The organism is Oceanicaulis sp. (assembly GCF_965249665.1).
Lineage (GTDB): Bacteria > Pseudomonadota > Alphaproteobacteria > Caulobacterales > Maricaulaceae > Oceanicaulis.
In genome coordinates, this window is the sequence record NZ_OZ252247.1 from 466,320 (window position 1) to 484,934 (window position 18,615).

General features: G+C 60.0%; 17 protein-coding genes and 1 tRNA gene. 4 read left to right on the forward strand and 14 right to left on the reverse strand.

Annotated elements, in window-relative coordinates; translation table 11 throughout:
- Positions 1-32: 32 nt before the first annotated feature.
- From ACP154_RS02330 to ACP154_RS02345, 4 genes are all read right to left on the reverse strand, one after another.
- Positions 33-662, reverse strand: coding sequence for a HEPN domain-containing protein (locus ACP154_RS02330; protein WP_421857227.1), 630 nt, complete (start codon positions 660-662; stop codon positions 33-35).
- Between the two features lie 30 nt (positions 663-692).
- Positions 693-1,616 carry a DUF5655 domain-containing protein gene (locus ACP154_RS02335; protein WP_421857226.1) on the reverse strand — a complete coding sequence of 308 codons (924 nt, stop codon included), beginning with the start codon at positions 1,614-1,616 and terminating at the stop codon, positions 693-695.
- Between the two features lie 393 nt (positions 1,617-2,009).
- Complete coding sequence (locus ACP154_RS02340) at positions 2,010-2,801, reverse strand: hypothetical protein (RefSeq protein ID WP_421857225.1); 792 nt, start codon at positions 2,799-2,801, stop codon at positions 2,010-2,012.
- Between the two features lie 62 nt (positions 2,802-2,863).
- Complete coding sequence (locus tag ACP154_RS02345) at positions 2,864-3,553, reverse strand: hypothetical protein (protein WP_421857224.1); 690 nt, start codon at positions 3,551-3,553, stop codon at positions 2,864-2,866.
- A 124-nt stretch (positions 3,554-3,677) separates the two neighbouring features.
- Between ACP154_RS02345 and ACP154_RS02350 the strand changes: the two genes are divergently transcribed.
- Positions 3,678-3,878 (forward strand): helix-turn-helix transcriptional regulator, encoded by a 201-nt coding sequence (locus ACP154_RS02350; protein ID WP_421857223.1) that lies wholly within the window; start codon positions 3,678-3,680, stop codon positions 3,876-3,878.
- Positions 3,879-4,148: 270 nt separating this feature from the next.
- Here the strand turns inward: ACP154_RS02350 and ACP154_RS02355 are convergent.
- The 5 genes from ACP154_RS02355 to ACP154_RS02375 all read right to left on the reverse strand — a co-directional run bounded on the left by ACP154_RS02355 (position 4,149) and on the right by ACP154_RS02375 (position 9,985).
- A tRNA-Arg gene (locus ACP154_RS02355) sits at positions 4,149-4,225 on the reverse strand.
- A 170-nt stretch (positions 4,226-4,395) separates the two neighbouring features.
- Complete coding sequence (locus tag ACP154_RS02360; RefSeq protein ID WP_421857222.1) at positions 4,396-6,090, reverse strand: methyl-accepting chemotaxis protein; 1,695 nt, start codon at positions 6,088-6,090, stop codon at positions 4,396-4,398.
- 137 nt (positions 6,091-6,227) lie between these two features.
- Positions 6,228-8,246, reverse strand: a complete 2,019-nt coding sequence (locus ACP154_RS02365; RefSeq protein ID WP_421857221.1) for a TonB-dependent receptor plug domain-containing protein — start codon at positions 8,244-8,246, stop codon at positions 6,228-6,230.
- Positions 8,247-8,271: 25 nt separating this feature from the next.
- Entirely contained in the window at positions 8,272-8,775 is a 504-nt protein-coding gene (locus ACP154_RS02370; protein ID WP_107711486.1) for a hypothetical protein, read from the reverse strand.
- Between the two features lie 169 nt (positions 8,776-8,944).
- Positions 8,945-9,985, reverse strand: coding sequence for a P1 family peptidase (locus tag ACP154_RS02375; RefSeq protein ID WP_421857219.1), 1,041 nt, complete (start codon positions 9,983-9,985; stop codon positions 8,945-8,947).
- Positions 9,986-10,371: 386 nt separating this feature from the next.
- Between ACP154_RS02375 and ACP154_RS02380 the strand changes: the two genes are divergently transcribed.
- On the forward strand, positions 10,372-12,123 hold the full coding sequence (locus ACP154_RS02380) for a gamma-glutamyltransferase family protein (protein ID WP_421857217.1): 1,752 nt from the start codon (positions 10,372-10,374) through the stop codon (positions 12,121-12,123).
- A gap of 52 nt (positions 12,124-12,175) precedes the next feature.
- On the opposite strand, the gene ACP154_RS02385 is transcribed toward ACP154_RS02380, so the two are convergent.
- Positions 12,176-13,645, reverse strand: coding sequence for a RimK family protein (locus ACP154_RS02385; protein WP_421857215.1), 1,470 nt, complete (start codon positions 13,643-13,645; stop codon positions 12,176-12,178).
- Entirely contained in the window at positions 13,642-14,127 is a 486-nt protein-coding gene (locus ACP154_RS02390; RefSeq protein ID WP_421857213.1) for a GNAT family N-acetyltransferase, read from the reverse strand. The genes ACP154_RS02385 and ACP154_RS02390 overlap by 4 nt, the downstream gene beginning before the upstream one ends.
- 262 nt (positions 14,128-14,389) lie before the next feature.
- On the opposite strand from ACP154_RS02390, the gene ACP154_RS02395 reads away from it, so the two are divergent.
- Entirely contained in the window at positions 14,390-14,575 is a 186-nt protein-coding gene (locus ACP154_RS02395) for a hypothetical protein (protein ID WP_107711491.1), read from the forward strand.
- 73 nt (positions 14,576-14,648) lie between these two features.
- On the forward strand, positions 14,649-14,816 hold the full coding sequence (locus ACP154_RS02400) for a hypothetical protein (RefSeq protein ID WP_158267812.1): 168 nt from the start codon (positions 14,649-14,651) through the stop codon (positions 14,814-14,816).
- Between the two features lie 49 nt (positions 14,817-14,865).
- On the opposite strand, the gene ACP154_RS02405 is transcribed toward ACP154_RS02400, so the two are convergent.
- From ACP154_RS02405 to ACP154_RS02415, 3 genes are read right to left on the reverse strand one after another with little or no spacing between them, the layout of a single operon-like run.
- Positions 14,866-16,332: a sensor histidine kinase gene (locus tag ACP154_RS02405; protein WP_421857211.1), complete on the reverse strand. Its 1,467-nt coding sequence runs from the start codon at positions 16,330-16,332 to the stop codon at positions 14,866-14,868.
- A gap of 26 nt (positions 16,333-16,358) precedes the next feature.
- Positions 16,359-17,780, reverse strand: a complete 1,422-nt coding sequence (locus ACP154_RS02410; protein WP_421857209.1) for a dihydrolipoyl dehydrogenase family protein — start codon at positions 17,778-17,780, stop codon at positions 16,359-16,361.
- The gene (locus ACP154_RS02415) at positions 17,777-18,535 is read right to left on the reverse strand and encodes a TVP38/TMEM64 family protein (RefSeq protein ID WP_421857207.1); all 759 of its coding nucleotides are present in this window, start codon (positions 18,533-18,535) and stop codon (positions 17,777-17,779) included. Before ACP154_RS02415 ends, ACP154_RS02410 begins: the two co-directional genes overlap by 4 nt.
- Positions 18,536-18,615: the final 80 nt, after the last annotated feature.

The window sequence follows — 18,615 nt, forward strand, 5'->3', positions numbered from 1 at the left end:
AAAATACTTTGCATTCGTTGAATGTAAATTCCCTACCAAGGCGATGCCATGTTATAAGTTGATTTCAGATGGTTGCCGACAATTGCGTCCATCAAATCAACTATATGAATGAAGTGAGCGCGACACTCCTTGAGCAAACTCAAAGTCAATCGCGGATTTCCGCTTGTTCCTTGCAGCCAATCCACGTCATTCGGCAATTCAAAGCCATGTGCAATCGAATGACGCACAAGAACCCATGTATTGGTTCGTTTCCTTACTTCTTTGGAATCCCACTGCCTAGGGCCGCGCTTCCACTCCCAATGTGGCCACGGATTCAATCCTATTGTCTGATTGAATAGGTCGCGCACTCTTACATCGTCAGGTGTGTTGAATTTCTTCACTGTCGATTCAATTTGCGCACGTCTTAAGCTGAACGATTGAACGACCCATGCTGGCGTGCCTGCATGTGGATCACGCATAGCGGCATCAATCTTCTCAACAGCTTCAAGAAGCACCTTCTCATTGTAGGCTTGCCAAGCCGCCACGGTAAGGACAACACCGGCCCGGTGGATCGCGTCTTGTTCATGGCGACGCCCTCGGCCCTTTTGAAGCTTCCCATGAATTGCAATAAGCTGATCAATCAGCTTGAGCTGATCTTGGAAGGCTGTGTACGCGCCGGACATTGTACCTCCTCAATTCTATTGCTAGTCAAATCAACTCGCCTCATAGCTCATCAAGATCAGCGGCTTTGCCTTCTCGAAATCCGCGTTGTTCGACACCGTGACCTCAAGGTCGCCGGTGCCGAAATGCCCGACCTTCCGGACATCGCGCGTGAAGCCCTCAACCAGGTCAACGCTATCCGGATCGACCTTCAGATAGAGCCGGACCAGACCAAGTTGAGGCTTCACCTCAACGCAGGCGAAATTCTTGATCCGGCGGAAGGCGACGTAGAACTGAAGCGTCTTCTCAGTCACGTCCTCGCCGAGGCCGAGCAGGTGGTTTCGGACATCCTCGTAAAGGTCCCGGAGCGGTTGCTCAGCGTCTTCGAGGTATTCCGAGACTGTCTTGTACTTGACCTGCTTCCCGGCCATCAGCGACGCAACCTGAGCCGAGACGGATGAAGGTTTCTTGGGATCGGCGAAAGCCTCGGCCAGTCGTTCGAGCAGCAAAAGATCGTCACCGAAACGGCGATAGCGAATGAGCGAGATGTTTCGGCCCATCTGCTTCACCGCGTGCTCGTCATACTTGGTGAAGTCCCCTGCGATGCATATGAGCCGAGGTGAGGACCACTCCACTGCACTCGCAAGCTCGTGACCGAATTGCTTGGCGACCAGCATCTCGAAATCGCCGCGATGATCCATGAGCCAATCAAGGTAGAAGAGACCTTGATTGATGACGTTCTCATTCCGGTCGCGCTTATACTCAATGATCACCGGACAGCGGTTTTCATCAATGCCGAGTGTGTCCATTCGCCCGCCATTGCTGGTCGAAAATTCAGAGGCCAAAAAGGTGACACCAAGCAAGGCTTCTAGATTTTTCTCAAAGAGCGATTGCAATGATCGTTCGAGGGCGATTGCAGAGCCTGGCAGCTCATCAACAGAGCCTGAGTCCGTGCGGAAAAGTTTGATGTCGCTCAAGCCTGTCTCCATGAAGGTATGGCTTCATTCAATGTGAAGGCCAAAACCTGCGCAACCACATTCTCAAACATGTCATGTTGAACGCGTGGTGGGCTGCTTCACTGTGAGACCTCCGCTTCGCTGCGGTCAGGTGTCGGCTTCGCTCTTCGGTCGCCTTCGGCTCCACGCGAACCCAACGACCTGTTTGGCTAGAAAGGCTTGGTCAAACCGTATGATCGCTTGAGGCGCACCCCTGCAATAATGCTATGATCTTCTAACGCCTAATGGAGCACCCAATTTTCTCGCATGCTTCTAACTCCAGCACAGGAACCGTACCGGATAAGAGCAGTATCAACCTCAAGCGCAGCACCCCACCAAAGGAACAGGTCAGATGCTGCGTGATCTTGAGTATGTTTAGCGGACTATCCGATCTCCGGAACGTCGCCAAATGATTGGTTTATCCAAATTCAAGGTGATGCGATTTGGCCGCTCAGGGTCAACGGCCCAAAAACGAGCCGGATCGCGCTTGCCGATCTCGGAGTGCAGGTCGCTCAGCTCCCAAAAGTCCATATTCCAGTCTTGATGAAACATCGAACTTGAACAGCTTTGCGTATCTACCTTCCAGCTCTTTGCCACATAACTAAAAAATACACGCTTATCTGATTCCGTGGAGAGAAGTTGGACTTTTGCCGTTCCCTTCGGCGCCTTAGCTTTCAGTACAGAGACAGTCCGCTCACGAACCTCAGCCCCGCACCAACCGCCATGTCGCTCTAGAAACTCCCAAGCCGCCATCTCGTCCGCATTCCCAGGCTCTGCCTCGGTGGACAGTAATTCCAGTAAGAAAGCGTATCGAAGTCGCTGCTCTATTGGATCAGCACAACTTAGGATGATGTGCACATGCGGATTCGTTAAGTGCTTTTCCAATACAACTAGACCATTGAAACGCATGTTTGGCGCAACAAATTGTGGCCTTGCACAACGCAGATACCGGCGATCCAGATCATAAAATAGGTCTTTAACGAGGCGGCGGACCCGTTCGACATTGTTGTAAATATCGATTTCGCGTGCGGTCTTCGCCGAACCATGCCTTGTGAAATTTGGCTGGATCGTTATGGCGATTGCATGAGCTGAACACTGATCAAAAATGTTGACGTAATCAGCTGCGCACAGGGTCTTGGAGTGGCGTTTATCACAATTAGAAAGCATGACCTATTATATCGCGACCAGCCCGCCATGTGCGCAGCAGCTACATGCTATCAAACCCTAGTTTACCCCATGCCATATTTTTTAACGGCGACAGCGTTCAAAAAACGCTCAATGACCGGCTCCACCGGGATTGTCAGCGTCACTCGTGCTTTGAAATGTTCTTGTCTGGTGTAATGGCCGAGTATCTCCGGGTCCTTTTTCTCAAGTGCAACAATCTTAGCCAAGGGCTGGTACTCTTCCCCTTTTTGGAACCAAGAGACCAGTGACCAGTCTTCGATAATTATTGCACAGTCTTTCGCGGGTTTTTCAATCACACCCGGTGCAAACCACATGTTGCCAACACTTTTATCCTGAATGTGCTCCGCTATAGCGACCAGAATTCTGTCAATATTCATTAGACGGTCAAGGTGATTAACATGAGATGAGCCAATAATTTTTGCAGCCGCTAAAAAAGACATTCTTCCAAGCTGTGCCAGCTCAGCTGTCAGCAACGCTCTAAATACATTCCGAGCAGACCAGGCACGCTTTCGGCCTTTCGGCTTTATTGCGATGTGGCTTGGCCTAACAGCATCAGCCCATTTCATCTTCATGATTATTGAGGAAGACTCAATTCCTGCAATTTCCATGACCTCTTCGTCGACCCAGTAGCCACGAATTAGCGGGTCCGATCTGATCACGTCTTCCGGAACAGTATGCGTGCGGTCCTCATCATCTGTAATCGCCAGGGACCAGAATTTTTCATAGTGCGCCACAAACACCCCCTTGATTCATTCTCCTGGAGAATATATTAAGAAGACATCGATGTCGATGGTCGATATCGATTCAAACCTAAGAGGCAAATCATGCCCCAAATCAAAAAATGGAAATTTATAAGATATGGAAAGAACGAGCTCTAAATATCTAGACACCAAGACTGCCGCCCTCTGGATCGGCTTCTCCTATAAGACGCTGGAAAGCTGGCGCTCTAAAGGTGAAGGCCCCAAATATCACCAACTCCCCAATAAGAGGGTGCGGTACCTCCGAGAGGACCTAGACGAATGGGTCGAAAACCATACCGACAGGACGACAAGACACTAAGCGTAAAGTAAGCCGCCCTCGATCATATCGGGGGCGGTTTTCGTTTCAGCCCCATATGGGTCTAGTCATTGTGGGAAGCGGGTTACACCCAAAGCACCAGGGTGCGTATAGGCGGATTTTTCTAAGACTTCGTCCTGCGACACATCTTCACAGCTCAAGAGCCATCATGGTGCTCACAGATTGCTTCCACAGTGCTTCCACGGCGCAATTGCACCGAGAAGCGAGCACTGTGCTCGCTTCAAATTCATCAATTATAACAATTGGGAAGAATGGCGCGCCGGGGAGGATTCGAACCCCCGACCCCCAGATTCGTAGTCTGGTGCTCTATCCAGCTGAGCTACCGGCGCCTGTTTCGTTGCTGGGGCGCGTTGCGTCCCTGTCAGCGAGGCGCGGAAACTAGCCAAGGGATTTGGGCTTGGCAAGCGTCCGGGCTGCGCTTTTCTCACCTTTACTGCAAACGGGCCGGCTGCAGCCGAGACGCTGGGTCCCTTCGCTGCAACCGGCCCGCTGAAAAGCCTTACGCTGCTCGCACAGCCGAGAGGAATTCGCGCACGCGGCTGGCCAGCCCGCCCGCTTCCTGGCGGACGGTGGCGGCGGTTTCCTGCACGGTGCCGGCCTGACCGCTGGTCTCGTCCGCAGAGCGGCTGACCTGTTCGATATTGGCGGACACACGCTGGGTTTCCGTCGCCGCGCTCTGGGCCGAGCTGGCGATCTCATTGGAGGCCGAGCGCTGCTCGTCGATGGCCGCATTGATGGCCGAGGCGACGTTGAGCATTTCCTCGATCACGCCGCGGACTTCATCCATGGCGCTTTCCACAGCGCCTGTGGCGGACTGGATCTGGGTGATCTGGTTGGAGATCTGACCCGTGGCCCGTCCGGTCTGTTCGGCCAGCGTCTTCACCTCGCTCGCGACCACGGCGAAGCCTTTGCCGGCCTCACCAGCGCGGGCCGCCTCGATGGTGGCGTTCAGCGCCAGCAAGTTGGTCTGCTCGGCGATGTCAGAGATCAACTTGACCACCTGGTCGATTTCATTGGCGGCGCTGGTCAGCTGGGTCATCTCCGAGGAGGCGCGCTCCATCCGGTCCTTGGCCTGGCCGGATACTTCGCTTGAGCGTTCGACCTGGGCTGCGATCTCGGACACAGATGCTGACAGCTCTTCTGCGGCCGAGGCCACGGTCGCCACCGCTTGCGAGGCCACAGCGCCGGCGCCCGACACTTCACCGGCGCGGCTGGTGGTGTTGGCGGAGGCGCCGACCAGCACTTCAGCGGTTTCCTGAAGCGCGCTGGCGGACATGGTCACAGCTTCCAGCGTGCGTTCCACAGCGGAGTCAAAGTCCGCGGCGAGACTTTCGATCTTGCGCGCGCGTTCCGCCTCGGCCTCGGTCGCACGTTGGCGTTCCTGTTGCAGATTGGCGGCTTCCTGGCCGCTATTGCGGAAGGTCTCGAGCGATTCAACGATCGAGCCGAGTTCATCGGCACGCTTGAGATGCGTGACATCGACGGTGTAATCCCCTCCGGCCAGTTTCTGGGTCGCGTCCGCAATGTTTTTCACGGACTGGCTGACGGCCCGGCCAAACCCGAAGGCGACCCCGGCCAGTCCCAGCGCCACCAGCAAGGTGACGATGGCGAACATCCATTTGGTCTGAGCTGCAGAGGCGTTCGCAGCGTCGGCGCCAGCTTGCGCATCGGCGACAGCGCTTTCACTCAAATGGACAATATCAGCGTTCATTTGCGCGAACACTTCATCAAAGGGCTCAACGAAGCCCACAGCGCTGGCGAAGTCCATCTCCAACATGGAGCCCACGACTTCCAGACCGCCGGCATAGAGCTCCAGCTGCTCATCAAGGTTTGCGAAAACCTCCTGGCTTTCCGGTCCGGCCTCGGCGCCCATAGCCGCAAAGCTTGCGCGCAATTCACCTACGCGGGCGATGTAGCCGTCAAACGCGGCGAACACGTCCACCGACTGCCCGGCTGCGACTGCCGTCAGCGTCTGATAGACGTCGGCGTTCAAAGATTCCGTTTCAGTTCTCAGGGAGTCGAGCGCAATAACCCCCGTCAATCGTTCAACGGTGGCCGCCTGACTTTTGGCCACTCCGTTCAGGGCGAAAGCCCCCATCAGGGCGATGCCGATCAAGGCCAGAACCGCTAGAGCCGGCGCGACGCCGAACTTGAGTGAAAACGGCCAGTCATTAAATCTCAGACGCTTGAACATGATAGCGCGACCCCTTGTAATCCCAGCGCGAGCATATGGTTATCACCAACCTAAGCCTGATATGATTAATAGGTTATGCACGCTCGTCGCAGCGAACGCCGCCTCGTCACAGACGAGGCGGCGCCGCAATCAGGCCTTTAGAAGTTCGCCCGCAGGCTCACCCAGTACCGCGCCTCGGTCTCATAGACCGGGGTGGTCAGCTCGCCATCGTCAAAGTTGACGTTCTGGGCCGTCAATGACAGGTCCAGATTGTCGGTCAGGGCGTAGCTGGCGCGGCCCGAGAAAGACACATGCGCGTCGATCTCGCGAGACGCGTAAGAACCAAACACAGGCTGGAACGGCATGGTCGTGTCCGACACATAGTTCATGTAGCCGTCCAGGCTCAGACGCTCACCCGTCCAGCCCAGATGGGCGTTGAACGTGTGCTCGGGCGTCACGCCTTCAAAGTCTGCAAAGTGCAGCACGCCGAAGCCCGGCAAGTCGTCGTCGAGAGACTTGTAGGTGTAGTTGACGTCCCAGCTGACATTGTCGCCGATCATTCCGGCGAGGGAGCCCTCAAAACCCCAAAGCTTTGATTCGCCGCGATTGCCGAAGAGGAACGCCGGCAGAGGCGCGTTGGGCGGCAACACTTCAGGAGCAAGGCCAATCGCAGCCTTCACATCATCGGTGTTTTGCCAGAACAAAGCCGTGCGCAGGGCAACGCCATTTTCAAGATCGCGATCGTACGCGATTTCGAAATTATCAACGATGCTCGGCTGAATATTCGGATTTCCGCTCAAGACATAGTTGCTCGGCCCTAAGACAGGCAGCAAGAAGCCCATATCAAACATGGTCGGCGCCTGAATACCGCGAGCGGCGGAGAGACGAACCGTACCACCGAATTCCGGCGTGTAGACCAGAGCCGCATTATAGCTGAACTCTTCAATGCTGACGCTGTAATCGTCTTGGGTGAACGGATACAGGGCCGGGTTCGGAGAGCCGTCACGGCTCCAGTCCACCATGTCGTAGCGAACCGCCAGGGTGGTTTCGAGCGAACTGGAGAACTTGTGGTTCCACATGCCCGAGAACGCCAGGGTCTCATAGTTCAGATCGCCACCGGTCGGGTCCGGGAAAGAGGCGGTCTCGGCGGTGCGGAATTCAACAGCAAACCGCAAAGTGTCATTCGTGCCGATCTTGATCAGATCTTGCAATTTGAATGAGGTCAGCTCGCCATCGAGATCGGCCAGCGTAGTGCCAAAGATATAACCGATCTCACTTTGGTTGTGATAACCGCTCAGCGTCAAATAGCCGAAGTCCGTATCCGCACCCAGCTCAGCCTGATACGAGGTCAGCTCGTAATGTGTAGAAGGCGCTGTATAGACAGAGCTAATCTCGAGCATCTGGCTTTCAGATTGAGTGGCTTCGAAGGTCAGGCCCACTTTGTTGGTGAATTGGACCGAACCACCGACTGCGAAGTGCTCGCGTTCAAAGTCTGGGTTGATCGCCCGGAACATATTGGCGTCAAGCGCATCAGGCTCCGCGTCAAAATCACGACCATCGGTGCGGCCATAGCTGAAGCGCAGCGCGATCTGGTCATTCAGCGCGCGTCCGCCCGACAAACGGTATTGTTGATAGCCGTTGGTGCCCACTTCAGCGGTGGCGTTGGCGTAATCGCCATAGGCGGGGTTGCGCGTGATGATGTTGACCACGCCCGCGACGGCGTTGAAGCCGTACAGCGCCGACTGAGGCCCTTTGACCACCTCGATCTGCTGGATCTCTTCCAGGGTCACCGGCAAAGTCGACCAGGCGGTGTAGCCATAGCTGTCGAGATAGACTTCACGGCCGTTCACAAGCACCAGCAGGCGCGGCGTGTAAGGCGTGGCGGCGGAGCGGATGCCCACCTCGCCCTGGCCCATGGAAAAGCGAGCCACGTCAACGCCGCTGTAATGGCGCAGGATGCCGGGAATGTCGTATTCAGGCGCGCTGGCGATATCATCTTGGGTGATGATGATCATCGTTGCGGGCACTTCGGTGGAGCGCTGCGGCGCGCCCGTAGCGCCGGTGGTCACCGGCTCGCCAAACATGTCGCCCATCACCTGATAGTCGATAGACTGGGCGTTGGCGGCTGCGGAGGTCGCAATCAGCGCCGCCGCGGAATAAAGCAGGGTATTTTTCATCGTCTCGATTCCTTAGGAGGCAGCGTTAGATTTCTTCGACCATCATGGCGAAAGCGGTGGAGAAGCTGACGGAAGCTGAACTTGCAGCCGCGTTGTTCACCACGATGCGTACGGAAGGCTCGCTCTGGACGCCCATGACGCAATTGCCCGCCTGCACGCAGGCCATGTCGGTAGAGACCGTCATCACGCCAGCCGAGGTGGCGGCTTGTACGGCGCCAGCGTCAGAGGCCGCGCCCCCGACGAACATGGCGGCATGCACGCCGCTGACCGGTTGCCCGAGAGGAATAAGCTGGCCATTCAAGGTCACGCGGCCTGCACTGAGACCGCCCGCCATGGCGCTATTCAGCGCTTCCGCTTCGGCCTGGCCGGCCGGATCGTACACAATGGCGACCGTCCGATCAGAGCCGGACGCGCCTTCAAGGAAGCTCAGCGCACGCCCGACGACCGCAAGGTCGCGCTCGGTTGTTTGCGCGCTGGCCGCGCTGGTCAGCAGCAAGGACAAACCAGCTGCGCTTAAAATGCGGATCATTCTCAAACCCCAACAAAGTATAGTGAACCTATTCATTGCAGGGATGCAGCAAAGCGGTGAACAGCCTCTTAATCGAGTGTTCCCCAGACAGGCGAAACAAGTATAAACCTGTTCAAAAACAGGCGCCTACAAGTATGCGTTTTCCTATTAGGCGTTAGTGTCGCATTTATCAAGGTCGTGCTTGATGCACCGCACGGGCGATTGAACGCGTTAAGCAATCGGCCGCGAGATTCCCAAGACGAGTCAGGGTGATCGGTCGAGGCTCCTCTATGTCTCGCGCACCGCTTGCAAGACCGAAAACGACATCGCCATCAACGGGAGCGTGTACCGGACGAATCGCCCGCGCCAGTCCATCTTGCGCCATGACTGTGAAACGGCGGGTTTCGTCACGGGTCAGAGCCGCATCCGTGGCCACCACGGCAAGCGTTGTCTGAGTGCGAAGTCCGGGATTGAGCTTGGCGGCGCCCCAATCCTCCAGATCAGCCCTCTGGCTGACGTCCGGGCGCCGTCCGCCAAATTCCTCGCCAACCTCGAATGGCCAGGCCCAGTACACATCGTCCTGGCCCGGCATGGTGACCGAGCCGAAACAGTTCACGGCGACCAGAGCCGCCACGGTGATTCCATCCTCTCCGCGCCAGCTGGCCGAGCCGACCGCCCCTGGCAAGGTTCCCGCGCTCGCGCCATACCCCGCCCCGTAAGCGCCGATCATGACGGGACCGCCCCGATTCGCATCGTCAAGCGCAGCAAAGCCCAGATCACGATAAGGCGGCGTACGTCCCCAGTCTTTCCCCCCACCATTGGCGAGATCATAAAGACAGGCCGCCGGCACGATCGGTGACGCCGGAACCCCCGGCATATCAAACAGGGCGTATCCGCGACCGCTTTCACCCAGCGCCGCTGTAACCGCATCCGCCGCCGCCAGACCATAGACAGAGCCCCCCGACAGCACGAGCGCGTCAACGGTCTCTACTAAACCGCCCGGGTTCATCACATCGGTCTCACGCGTGCAGGCGCCGCCGCCGCGCACATCGACCGCGGCTGTGAAGGGCTGGTCACAGAGCACAACGCTGACGCCGGTTTTCACGCTGGCGCTCTCGGCCCGCCCCACGCGCAACCCTTGAATGTCGGTGATATCGTTTCGGCTGGCCGGTCCGCCCATGGCGCTGGCTCCTGTCGTAGCGACGCACGCCAGGGTCGGCGCAAGCATCATGAAAGAACGTCGATCCAAATGCGGCACAGGCTCCCCCAGAGCGCTCGGTTCGCAATCTGAATACGTTATCCCAGCTTAGTGGGAAGACCGACAAAAAAAGACCCCCGCCAGATCATCTCGACTTGGGTCGCGCCTTCACAGTCGCATCAGCCTACCAGGCGTAGCGAATGCGTCCGTAGACGAAACGCCCTGAAAAGCCGTACGGGCTGAAGCCCGAGAACGGGACCTTGTTTGACAATCTCTCCGCCAGATTGGGATGCAGCACTGCATAGCGCAGCTCGGCGATTGAAAGATGACTTGATGGACAAGGCCTGTCCGTTTGAAACTCCCTATTTGTAAACCGGCCAAGACGCGAACCCGGCCTTAAAGGGCTGTGAAAGGACTCCATGACCCGCTTCACCTTGCTGACCGCCGCTTCCGCCTTCGCCCTCGCGGGCTGCAACGCGCCGTCTGAAACCGGGGCAGCGCCGTCACCGGAAGCGGAGGCTCCAGAAGCCCCGGCGGCTACGGCGCCGGCCTCAGGCATGGTCGCCGCCGCGAACCCGGACGCTGTCGAGGCCGGGCTCGCCGCCCTGCGGGCCGGGGGTGACGCCGTGGACGCCGCGATCGCGGTTCAGACCGTGCTCAGCCTTGTGGAGCCGCAAAGCTCGGGCATTGGCGGCGGCGCCTTCATGGTCCATTACGAGGCGGATACCGGCGAGGTCAGCGTCTATAATGGACGGGAGCGCGCGCCGATGAGCGCGGACGAAGATCTGTTCATCAATCCCGAGACCGGCGCCCCCTATCCTTATGTGCAAGCCTGGCGCTCGGGCCTGTCCACCGGGGCGCCCGGCGCCATCGCCATGCTGCAGATGGCTCATTCTGATCATGGCCAGCTTGATTGGGCGGAGAATTTCACCTTCGCCATCACCCTGGCGGAGAACGGCTTTGAAGTTGCGCCGCGCCTGAACAATATTTCCCAGCGCATGGCCGGTTTCACCGATATGGAAGAGACGGGCGCCGCCGCGAGCTATCTGTTTGACGCCAATGGCGAGGCCTGGCCCGTGGGTCATGTGCTGACCAATCCCGACTATGCTGACAGCCTGCGCCTGATCGCGCAGGACTGGCGCAATTTCTATGAAGGCGATCTCGCCCGCGCCATTGTCGCGACCGTCAATGAAGCGCCCCGCCCCGGATCTCTGACCGTAGAGGATTTGGCGAACTATGAGCCTGAAAAGGTCAGCGCTTTGTGCTCGCCCTATCGCGACTTCCAGATCTGTTCAGCTCCGCCGCCCGCGTCGGGCGGCATCGCGGTGGGCGCCATTCTGGGCATGCTGGAGACTTTCGAGATGAGCGCGCACGGCCCGGACACCGCCGATGGCTGGGCGCTGTTCATTGAAGCGAGCCGCCTCGCCTATGCCGACCGCGATCATTATGTGGGCGATACGGCGTTTGTGGACGTGCCGGTCGAGGGCCTTCTGAACCGCGACTATCTTGCGGCGCGCGCCGGGCTGATTGATCCCGCCCAGGCCATTCCCGCCGTCACCCACGGCACGCCGCCGGGCGCTGACGAACAGCCTGACGACGCCACGGACGACCGACCGGGCACCAGCCATTTCGTGATCATGGACGCAGACGGCGATGTGGTCTCGATGACCACCACGGTGGAAAGCCCGTTCGGATCCGGCCGTATGGTGGGCGGCTTTTTCCTCAACAACCAGCTGACGGACTTCTCCTTCGTCGCGCGCGATGACGCCGGCCGGCTGCTGCCTAACGCGGTCCAGCCGGGCAAGCGTCCGCGCTCATCCATGTCCCCCACGATTGTCCTCGACGCCAACGGCGCGTTCGAGCTGGCCACGGGGTCACCAGGCGGCAATTCGATCATCGCCTATACCGCCAAATCCCTGGTGGGGATGCTCGATTGGGGGCTGAGCCCGCAAGACGCCGCCGCCCTGCCCAATGTGGTCGCCCGCGGCGACACCGTGAATATCGAGGAGGGCTTTGATGAAACCCTCATGGCCGAGCTGCGCGATCGTGGTTTCACGATCCAGGGCGGACGCGGAGAAAACTCCGGCATTCATATCATCCGCGAACTCGAAGACGGCACGCTGATCGGCGCCGCGGATCCGCGCCGGGACGGCACGGTCGAACAGCCCTAGGCAACCGCCCCGGACCTGAACAGGGCCGCGCTCTGCGCGGCCCTTTCTGCATCTAGCGTCCGGCGGACAGGCGTTTTTCCAACCGGGTCGAAAACCAGTCTACAATCGCTTTCCACAGCGCGTCCTTGAGGACCGCGCCCTCGACGGAGTGTTCGAGATTGGGATTGTCATTGATCTCCATGACCATGACGCCCTGATCGGTCTCCTTGAGGTCGACGCCGTAAAGCCCGTCGCCAATCAGACGCGCGGCGCGGACGGCGGTCTCGACCACCTCTTGCGGCGCATCCTCGATGGCGAGCGTTGAGGTGCGGCCCGCCGTCATCTTGCCGTTCTCGCCGTGCTTGACGATCTGCCAATGCCCTTTCGCCATGCCATAGCGGCACGCGAACAGAGGCTGGCCGCCCAGCACACCGATGCGCCAGTCAAATGTCGTCGGCACGAAGCCTTGCGCGATCAGAAGCGCGGTCTCGTCAAACAGGCGTTTCGCGCCCGCCTGCAGCTCTTCAAGCGTCTGAGCCTTGACCATGTCGAGCCCGAAGGAGCCGTCCGGCGTTTTGAGGATCACGGGGGCGCCCAGACGCTCGAAAACCGCCTTGAGATCAGACTTCTTGTCGATGACTTCCGTGGGCGGGATCGGCACGCCCGCCTTTTCCAGCAATTCCTTGAGATAAACCTTGTTGGTGCAGCGGATCATCGACACCGGATCGTCGATCACCGGCATGCCTTCCTGATCGGCGCGGCGGGCGAAGCGATAGGTGATGTTGTCGATGGCGGTGGTCGCGCGGATGAAGAGCGCGTCAAACTCGGCCAGGCTTGGCAGATCATGGGTGTCGAGCACCTCGACATCCACGCCCATCTTGCCCGCCACATCGATCAGGCGATTGATATCGGACGGCTGGGAGGGCGGCGTGTGTTCGTTCGGGTCCACCAGAACCGCCAGCGACCATTTGGCCGGGGCTTTCGCTTTTGGATGACGAACACTGGTGCGCGTATAGCTCTCCAGCGCCGTGAGGAAGAAGGCGCGTTGGTCCGCACTCATCTTGTTGAGCGGAACGGGCCGGATGCGGGTGATGCGCGGAGTGCGCTCATGGCTGATCTCGAGCTCCAGCGCCGGTGTTCTGAACCAATCGCTGACCTCGCGCGCCAGACGCCCATAGCCCGTGTTCGGCGTCTTGGAGAAGGCGATGAACACATGCTCAAGCGGAGCAGCGCCCTTGGCCAGGAGATCGGCCAGGCGTGCATTCAGGTCAGGCAGGGCGTGCGCGTAAAGATCCTTGCGCGACAACTCGACCATGGTCTGCACCGTCGGGCTGACCCGGTGACCGCGCGCCTCCGCCAGGAGCGCCGCGTAATACCCCGCGCCCTGATAGGCGTAAGATCGCGCCAGATTAAGCACATAGGGCCGCCGCGCCGCGAACAGGGCCGGGCTGGTCAGGTAATCTGACACCCGCATCACCTTGTGCGGCGTCTCGGTCTGCTTGAGATCGGAATCGCTCTCAACCAGGATCAGCCAGTCCGTCATTGTGTCTTCGTCTCCACAGGTCCGCTCGGGACCTCTTTGTCCATGATCAACGCAGCCGTCCCATCCGCATAATGCTCTGGCATGACGCCGCGGTCCTCAAACCCGCATGTGCGATAGAGGGTGCGGGCCGCGGCGTTGTCCGGCCGCACTTCAAGGCTCAATCGCGCGCAACCCGCGGCCTGAGCTTGCGCCAAAGCCGCTTGCACCAGCATGCGCCCGACGCCGCGTCCCTGAGCGCGCGGATCCACCGCCAACGAATAGATGCGCGCCGTCTGCGATCGCTTGCGAGTCAAGATGACCGCGGCCCCGAGGACCTCTGGCGCTCCCATTTCCGTCGCCACCACAACGCATCCCTCGCGCGCCATGAAACGGCGCCAGCTGCGCGCAGAAATCCGGTCGCCTTCGGGGAAAAGCGTTTCGAGATGAATCAGATCCGCCAGGTCCGCGACGGTTGCGGCGCGGACGCTCACGCCTTGCGTCATAGACGCCAAAGCTCCACAGGCTGGCAGTCTGGTCCGCGCGCCCTCGCGCGGCTCTGCCATCGCGGAGGTGCTTACGCCCGAACTCCGCAACCTGCAACTGAAAACAAGGGCAGAGCCCGGTTTGAAACAATTTGTTTTCAGTCGCGCAAAAACTCCACTTGCCGAAACCGGAATTCAATCACCATCTATTGGTCGTGACGCCGCACGCGTCGCGACGCCCCAGCATTCGCCGGCGTCTATCTTGTTATGGAGAGTGTGCGCCATGCGCACGCAGTATCAGTCCTCAATCGCCAGCTCGGCCCGGTCGGCCATGTTTGGCGGGGAAGCCGCCTCTCTTTACAGACCCAACAGCGCTGACGCCCACCTTCATCCCGGTGCGGACACGCCGCGACCGCGCAAGGTGCGCGCCCGCGATCTGTGGGCCATGCTGTCTGCTGTCGGGCGATAACCCCGACCGGCGTCCGACGGGCGGGCTGCAGATCCGCCCGGCTTCCCTTCTTCAACATTCAGGATTATCGGCCATGGCCGGATTGAAAAAAACGGGCCCCGCCCAGAAAGCCAAGAAACGTCGCGCCACCTCGCCCTGGACGCCCAGCTATCCGTTTGAAACGGACCGTTCGGTGCGCTTCAACCCGCATCGGTGGGACCCTGTCGAGCACCGCTATGACAGAGAGTTTGACGAGCTTTAGGCGCTGACAGGGCGACAGGCAGACCGGACAGAATCACCGCCTGTCCGGTCTAGCCGCCCATGGCGGGAAGGCGCACTTCAAACACGGCGCCGGGTCCCGAGCTGGTCTTGAGATAGATATCCCCGCCCATAACCCGCGCCAACTCACGCACGATGGACAGGCCGAGACCGGATCCGCCCTTGGACCCTGTGCGCCCGAACGGTTCAAACAGGGTTTCCGCAATCCGGTCCGGCACGCCCGGCCCGGTGTCGCACACCTCGACCAGCACATGCTCGCCCTCGCGAGACGGGCGCGCGCGCACCTGGATCAGAGGCGCGTCTGACGACTCCATCGCCTGCAACGCATTGCGAAACAGGTTGAGGAAGATGCGGTGCAGATGGTCTGGGTCCGCCTGCACCTGCATCAGCTCATCAATCTCATTGCGCCAGTCCGCCGCGCCCGTGGCTGCGAACGCATCGCCCGCCGCATCATCCAGCGCCGCGCGCAACAAGACGGGCTGCAGCTCGGGCGGACGCTCTTCAGAGCGGCCGTATTGCAGCGTGTCTTCACACAGGCGGATGCCGCGATCGACCGCGCGCACAAGGCGCGCGCCCATGGCCGCGACCCGGTCGTCCGCATTGGTGGCCAAGCGGTCAGAGATCAGTTGGGCGCTGGTCAGTACATTTCTGAGGTCATGATTGATGCGCGCCACCGCCCCGCCCAGGGCCGCCAGTCGTTCACGCTGGCGAAAGGCGGTACGCACTTCGTCTTGCATCGCCGCCAGCGCGCTTTCCGCTTCGCCGATCTCGTCAGAGCGACGCGACAGCGCCACCGTGCAAGCCGGATTGCCAGGGTCTTGCTGGAACTGGGTCATCGCCTGGGCCAGCTTGCGCATGGGGCGCACGAACATGAACATCAGGCACAGATAGATCAGACCGCCAGTCATCACCGCGATGAAGATGGACAACCAGAGCACCCGGCCTGAATAGGCGAGGAGATCGCGCTTCAGTCCGGATTCAGGCACCACGACGCTGATCAGGCTCGCCTCGGCCGCCATGGGTTCGTCAATGATCAGCAGATACCGCCCCTCCGGCGCCAGAAACACGCCGATCGTGTTGAAGATGCGCTCGAACAGATTTTCTTCGGCCAGCGTGACTTCGACCACGGCCGCTGCGCCAATACCGCCCGGACGGGCCAGCAAAGGCACGTTCATGCCGTCATAAACCCGGCCCACGATCACGGCGTCAGCGCCAGTGAGGAGGTTGGCGATCATCGCGTCCCCAAGCCCCATCTCATCGGCGGTCTCCACCGCCAGCGAGGCGAGATAGGCGTCATCGGTGCGCTCGATCAGCCAGTCCGAGCGATAATTGGCTGCGGAAGGAAAGAAGATCAGGACTTCCGCCAGCATCACAAAGCCGATGGACAGGCCCAGCAACTTGCCCGGCATGGACAGGACCGCCTTGCGCACGGCCTTGATCGCCTGGATCGCAGCGGCCTGGCGCCCGGCGCCATGCTGAGTGTTGACCCTGATCTCCACGCCGCCTCCCCAGCCGGTCTTGAGCGTTAGTGAAAGGCGCTGAGCACGCGGGCGAGCAGTTTCGCCATCGCCCCGAACACCACCGGTTCATAATAGGATCCCGCCGCACGCTTGAAGATTTCGCCGCGGGTCGGATACGGCGCCACTGGGCTGGTGAGATCGCGCACCGTACCGCCCCGCGCCATCACGCCGCCAGCGATCTGGATCAGATCATCGGCGCGGGCGCCGGCCGCATGCGCGCCCAGCACCTTGCCGCCCTTGCCCAGGATCAGCTTGACGCCGCCGCGCACGTCGGTTTCCGCAATGGCGCGGTCGTTATCGTCAAATCCCCAGCTTGCGATTTTGATTGTGTCGCCATGCTCGGCCCGCGCCTGCGCTTCGGTCAATCCAACCTGGGCGATGGGCGGATCGGTATAAACCGCGCCGGGAATCGGTTGCGAGGACTGACCGGTGCTGAGGCCATAATAGAGATTGCGCAGGATGACGCTGCCATGCCAGCCCGCCAGATGGGTCAATCCGCCCTTGCCCGCGATGTCGCCCGCCGCCAGCACGCGCTTGTTCGACGTGCGCAAACGATCGTCGCAGACAATGCCGCGCGCATCGGTTTCAACGCCGGCGGCCTCCAGATTGAGACCGTCCGTCACCGGCTTGCGGCCCGTGGCGACGAGGATATGACTACCGCTGACGCTTTGGCCGTCAGACAGAGTGACCGAGACACCCGTATCGTCATGGCTGACTTTTGAAGCGCTCAGGCCCGCATGCAGGGTGACTCCGTCGCGCATCAGCGCATCGGTCACCAAAGCGGCGTGTTCAGGCTCGAACCGGGCCAAGGGTACGCCCGCCTCGATGATCGTGACGTCAGAGCCGAGACGCCGGAACGCCTGTCCAAGCTCAGCGCCAATCGGCCCCGCGCCCAGAACGATCAAATGCTCGGGCAGGGTCTCCAGCGACCAGATCGTTTCATTGGTCAGGTAGGGCGCGCCCGACAGACCGTCGATCGGCGGAATGAATGCGCGTGTGCCGGTGGCGACCACAATGCGCTTGGCTTTCACTTCGACGCTGTCTGAGACAAGGGTGTCTTCGTTTTCAAAGCGGGCGTATTCGCGCACCACCTTGACGCCGAAGCCTTCAAACCGCTCCTGGCTGTCATTGGGTTCAATAGTGGTGATCGCGGTCTGGATCGTCTCGCGCACCTTGGCGAAGTCCACGCTGGGTTCGCCGACGGTGATGCCGTACTTTGACGCGTCGCGAATGGCCTGGACCTTGTGCGCGGCGGTCAGGATCGCCTTGGACGGCACGCAGCCATAATTGAGGCAATCGCCGCCCATCTCGCCCGCTTCAAACAGAACAACCTTGCGGCCCAGCTGGGCGGCGCCGGATGCGGTGACGAGACCCGCCGCGCCTGCCCCGATAATGGCGAGATCAGCCTTGATGCGTTCGCGACTCATGCGGCGTCTCCCTTGGATTGGGTCATCCGGCGATAGACCACCGGCAGCACTGCCAGAACAGCGAACGCCACCATGGCGAAAATCAGTTCAGGCGTCAGAAGCGATCCGAAAGACGGCACCCCGGTGTCTGCGGCGCGTTTGATGGTCGCGCCCAGCGTCGCATACACATAGGCGCCCGGGATGACGCCCACCAGCGTGCCCAGCGCATAAGCGCGCACCGGCACGTTCAGCAAAGCCGTCGCGATATTGATCCCGAAAAACGGCAAGACCGGAATCAGGCGCAAGATCACGACATAGGTGAAGGCGTCGCGCGAAAACCCGTCCTGCAGCTTCTTCACATAGCCTGGAAATTTCTCGCGCACCCAATCGGCGAACGCGTAACGGGCGGCGAGAAAGATGATCGTGGCGCCAGCGGTCGCGCCGAACACGGCGACGCCCGTTCCCAAATAGGGACCGAACAGGAATCCCGAGCCGATGGTGAACCACAGCGCGCCCGGCACCGAAATGGCAACCGCGAGCGCATAAAAGATCGTGTAGGCTGCGAGCGCCAGCACCAGATTCTCCTGAACCCAGCCGTCCACGCTGCGCAGCACCGCCTGAGCGCGCTCCGCATCCAGATATTGCGAGCCGCCCAGCGCGAAAAAGGCGACCAGACCTGCAATCAGGACGACCAGCGGCGCCAACCGGCGCCAGAGCGGCTTGGCCGGCTTCGCCGCAGTGGGCGCGTCTTCAGTGGTGTGATCGTCCGTTTCCATCAGGAAATCCCTTTTCTCGTCTCAGCGTTGTGACTGCATATAGACCGTGGTGTCGAGTAGGGGAAAACCACATCCCCATG

Bases quoted from the DNA above. Each gene is read 5' to 3' on its own strand.
- ACP154_RS02390 (WP_421857213.1), bottom strand. From the start codon at position 14,127: ATGACGCAAGGCGTGAGCGTCCGCGCCGCAACCGTCGCGGACCTGGCG.
- ACP154_RS02385 (WP_421857215.1), bottom strand. From the start codon at position 13,645: ATGACGGACTGGCTGATCCTGGTTGAGAGCGATTCCGATCTCAAGCAG.
- ACP154_RS02330 (WP_421857227.1), bottom strand. From the start codon at position 662: ATGTCCGGCGCGTACACAGCCTTCCAAGATCAGCTCAAGCTGATTGAT.
- ACP154_RS02395 (WP_107711491.1), top strand. From the start codon at position 14,390: ATGCGCACGCAGTATCAGTCCTCAATCGCCAGCTCGGCCCGGTCGGCC.
- ACP154_RS02360 (WP_421857222.1), bottom strand. From the start codon at position 6,090: ATGTTCAAGCGTCTGAGATTTAATGACTGGCCGTTTTCACTCAAGTTC.
- ACP154_RS02400 (WP_158267812.1), top strand. From the start codon at position 14,649: ATGGCCGGATTGAAAAAAACGGGCCCCGCCCAGAAAGCCAAGAAACGT.
- ACP154_RS02380 (WP_421857217.1), top strand. From the start codon at position 10,372: ATGACCCGCTTCACCTTGCTGACCGCCGCTTCCGCCTTCGCCCTCGCG.
- ACP154_RS02410 (WP_421857209.1), bottom strand. From the start codon at position 17,780: ATGAGTCGCGAACGCATCAAGGCTGATCTCGCCATTATCGGGGCAGGC.
- ACP154_RS02350 (WP_421857223.1), top strand. From the start codon at position 3,678: ATGGAAAGAACGAGCTCTAAATATCTAGACACCAAGACTGCCGCCCTC.
- ACP154_RS02370 (WP_107711486.1), bottom strand. From the start codon at position 8,775: ATGATCCGCATTTTAAGCGCAGCTGGTTTGTCCTTGCTGCTGACCAGC.
- ACP154_RS02375 (WP_421857219.1), bottom strand. From the start codon at position 9,985: ATGATGCTTGCGCCGACCCTGGCGTGCGTCGCTACGACAGGAGCCAGC.
- ACP154_RS02365 (WP_421857221.1), bottom strand. From the start codon at position 8,246: ATGAAAAATACCCTGCTTTATTCCGCGGCGGCGCTGATTGCGACCTCC.
- ACP154_RS02415 (WP_421857207.1), bottom strand. From the start codon at position 18,535: ATGGAAACGGACGATCACACCACTGAAGACGCGCCCACTGCGGCGAAG.
- ACP154_RS02340 (WP_421857225.1), bottom strand. From the start codon at position 2,801: ATGCTTTCTAATTGTGATAAACGCCACTCCAAGACCCTGTGCGCAGCT.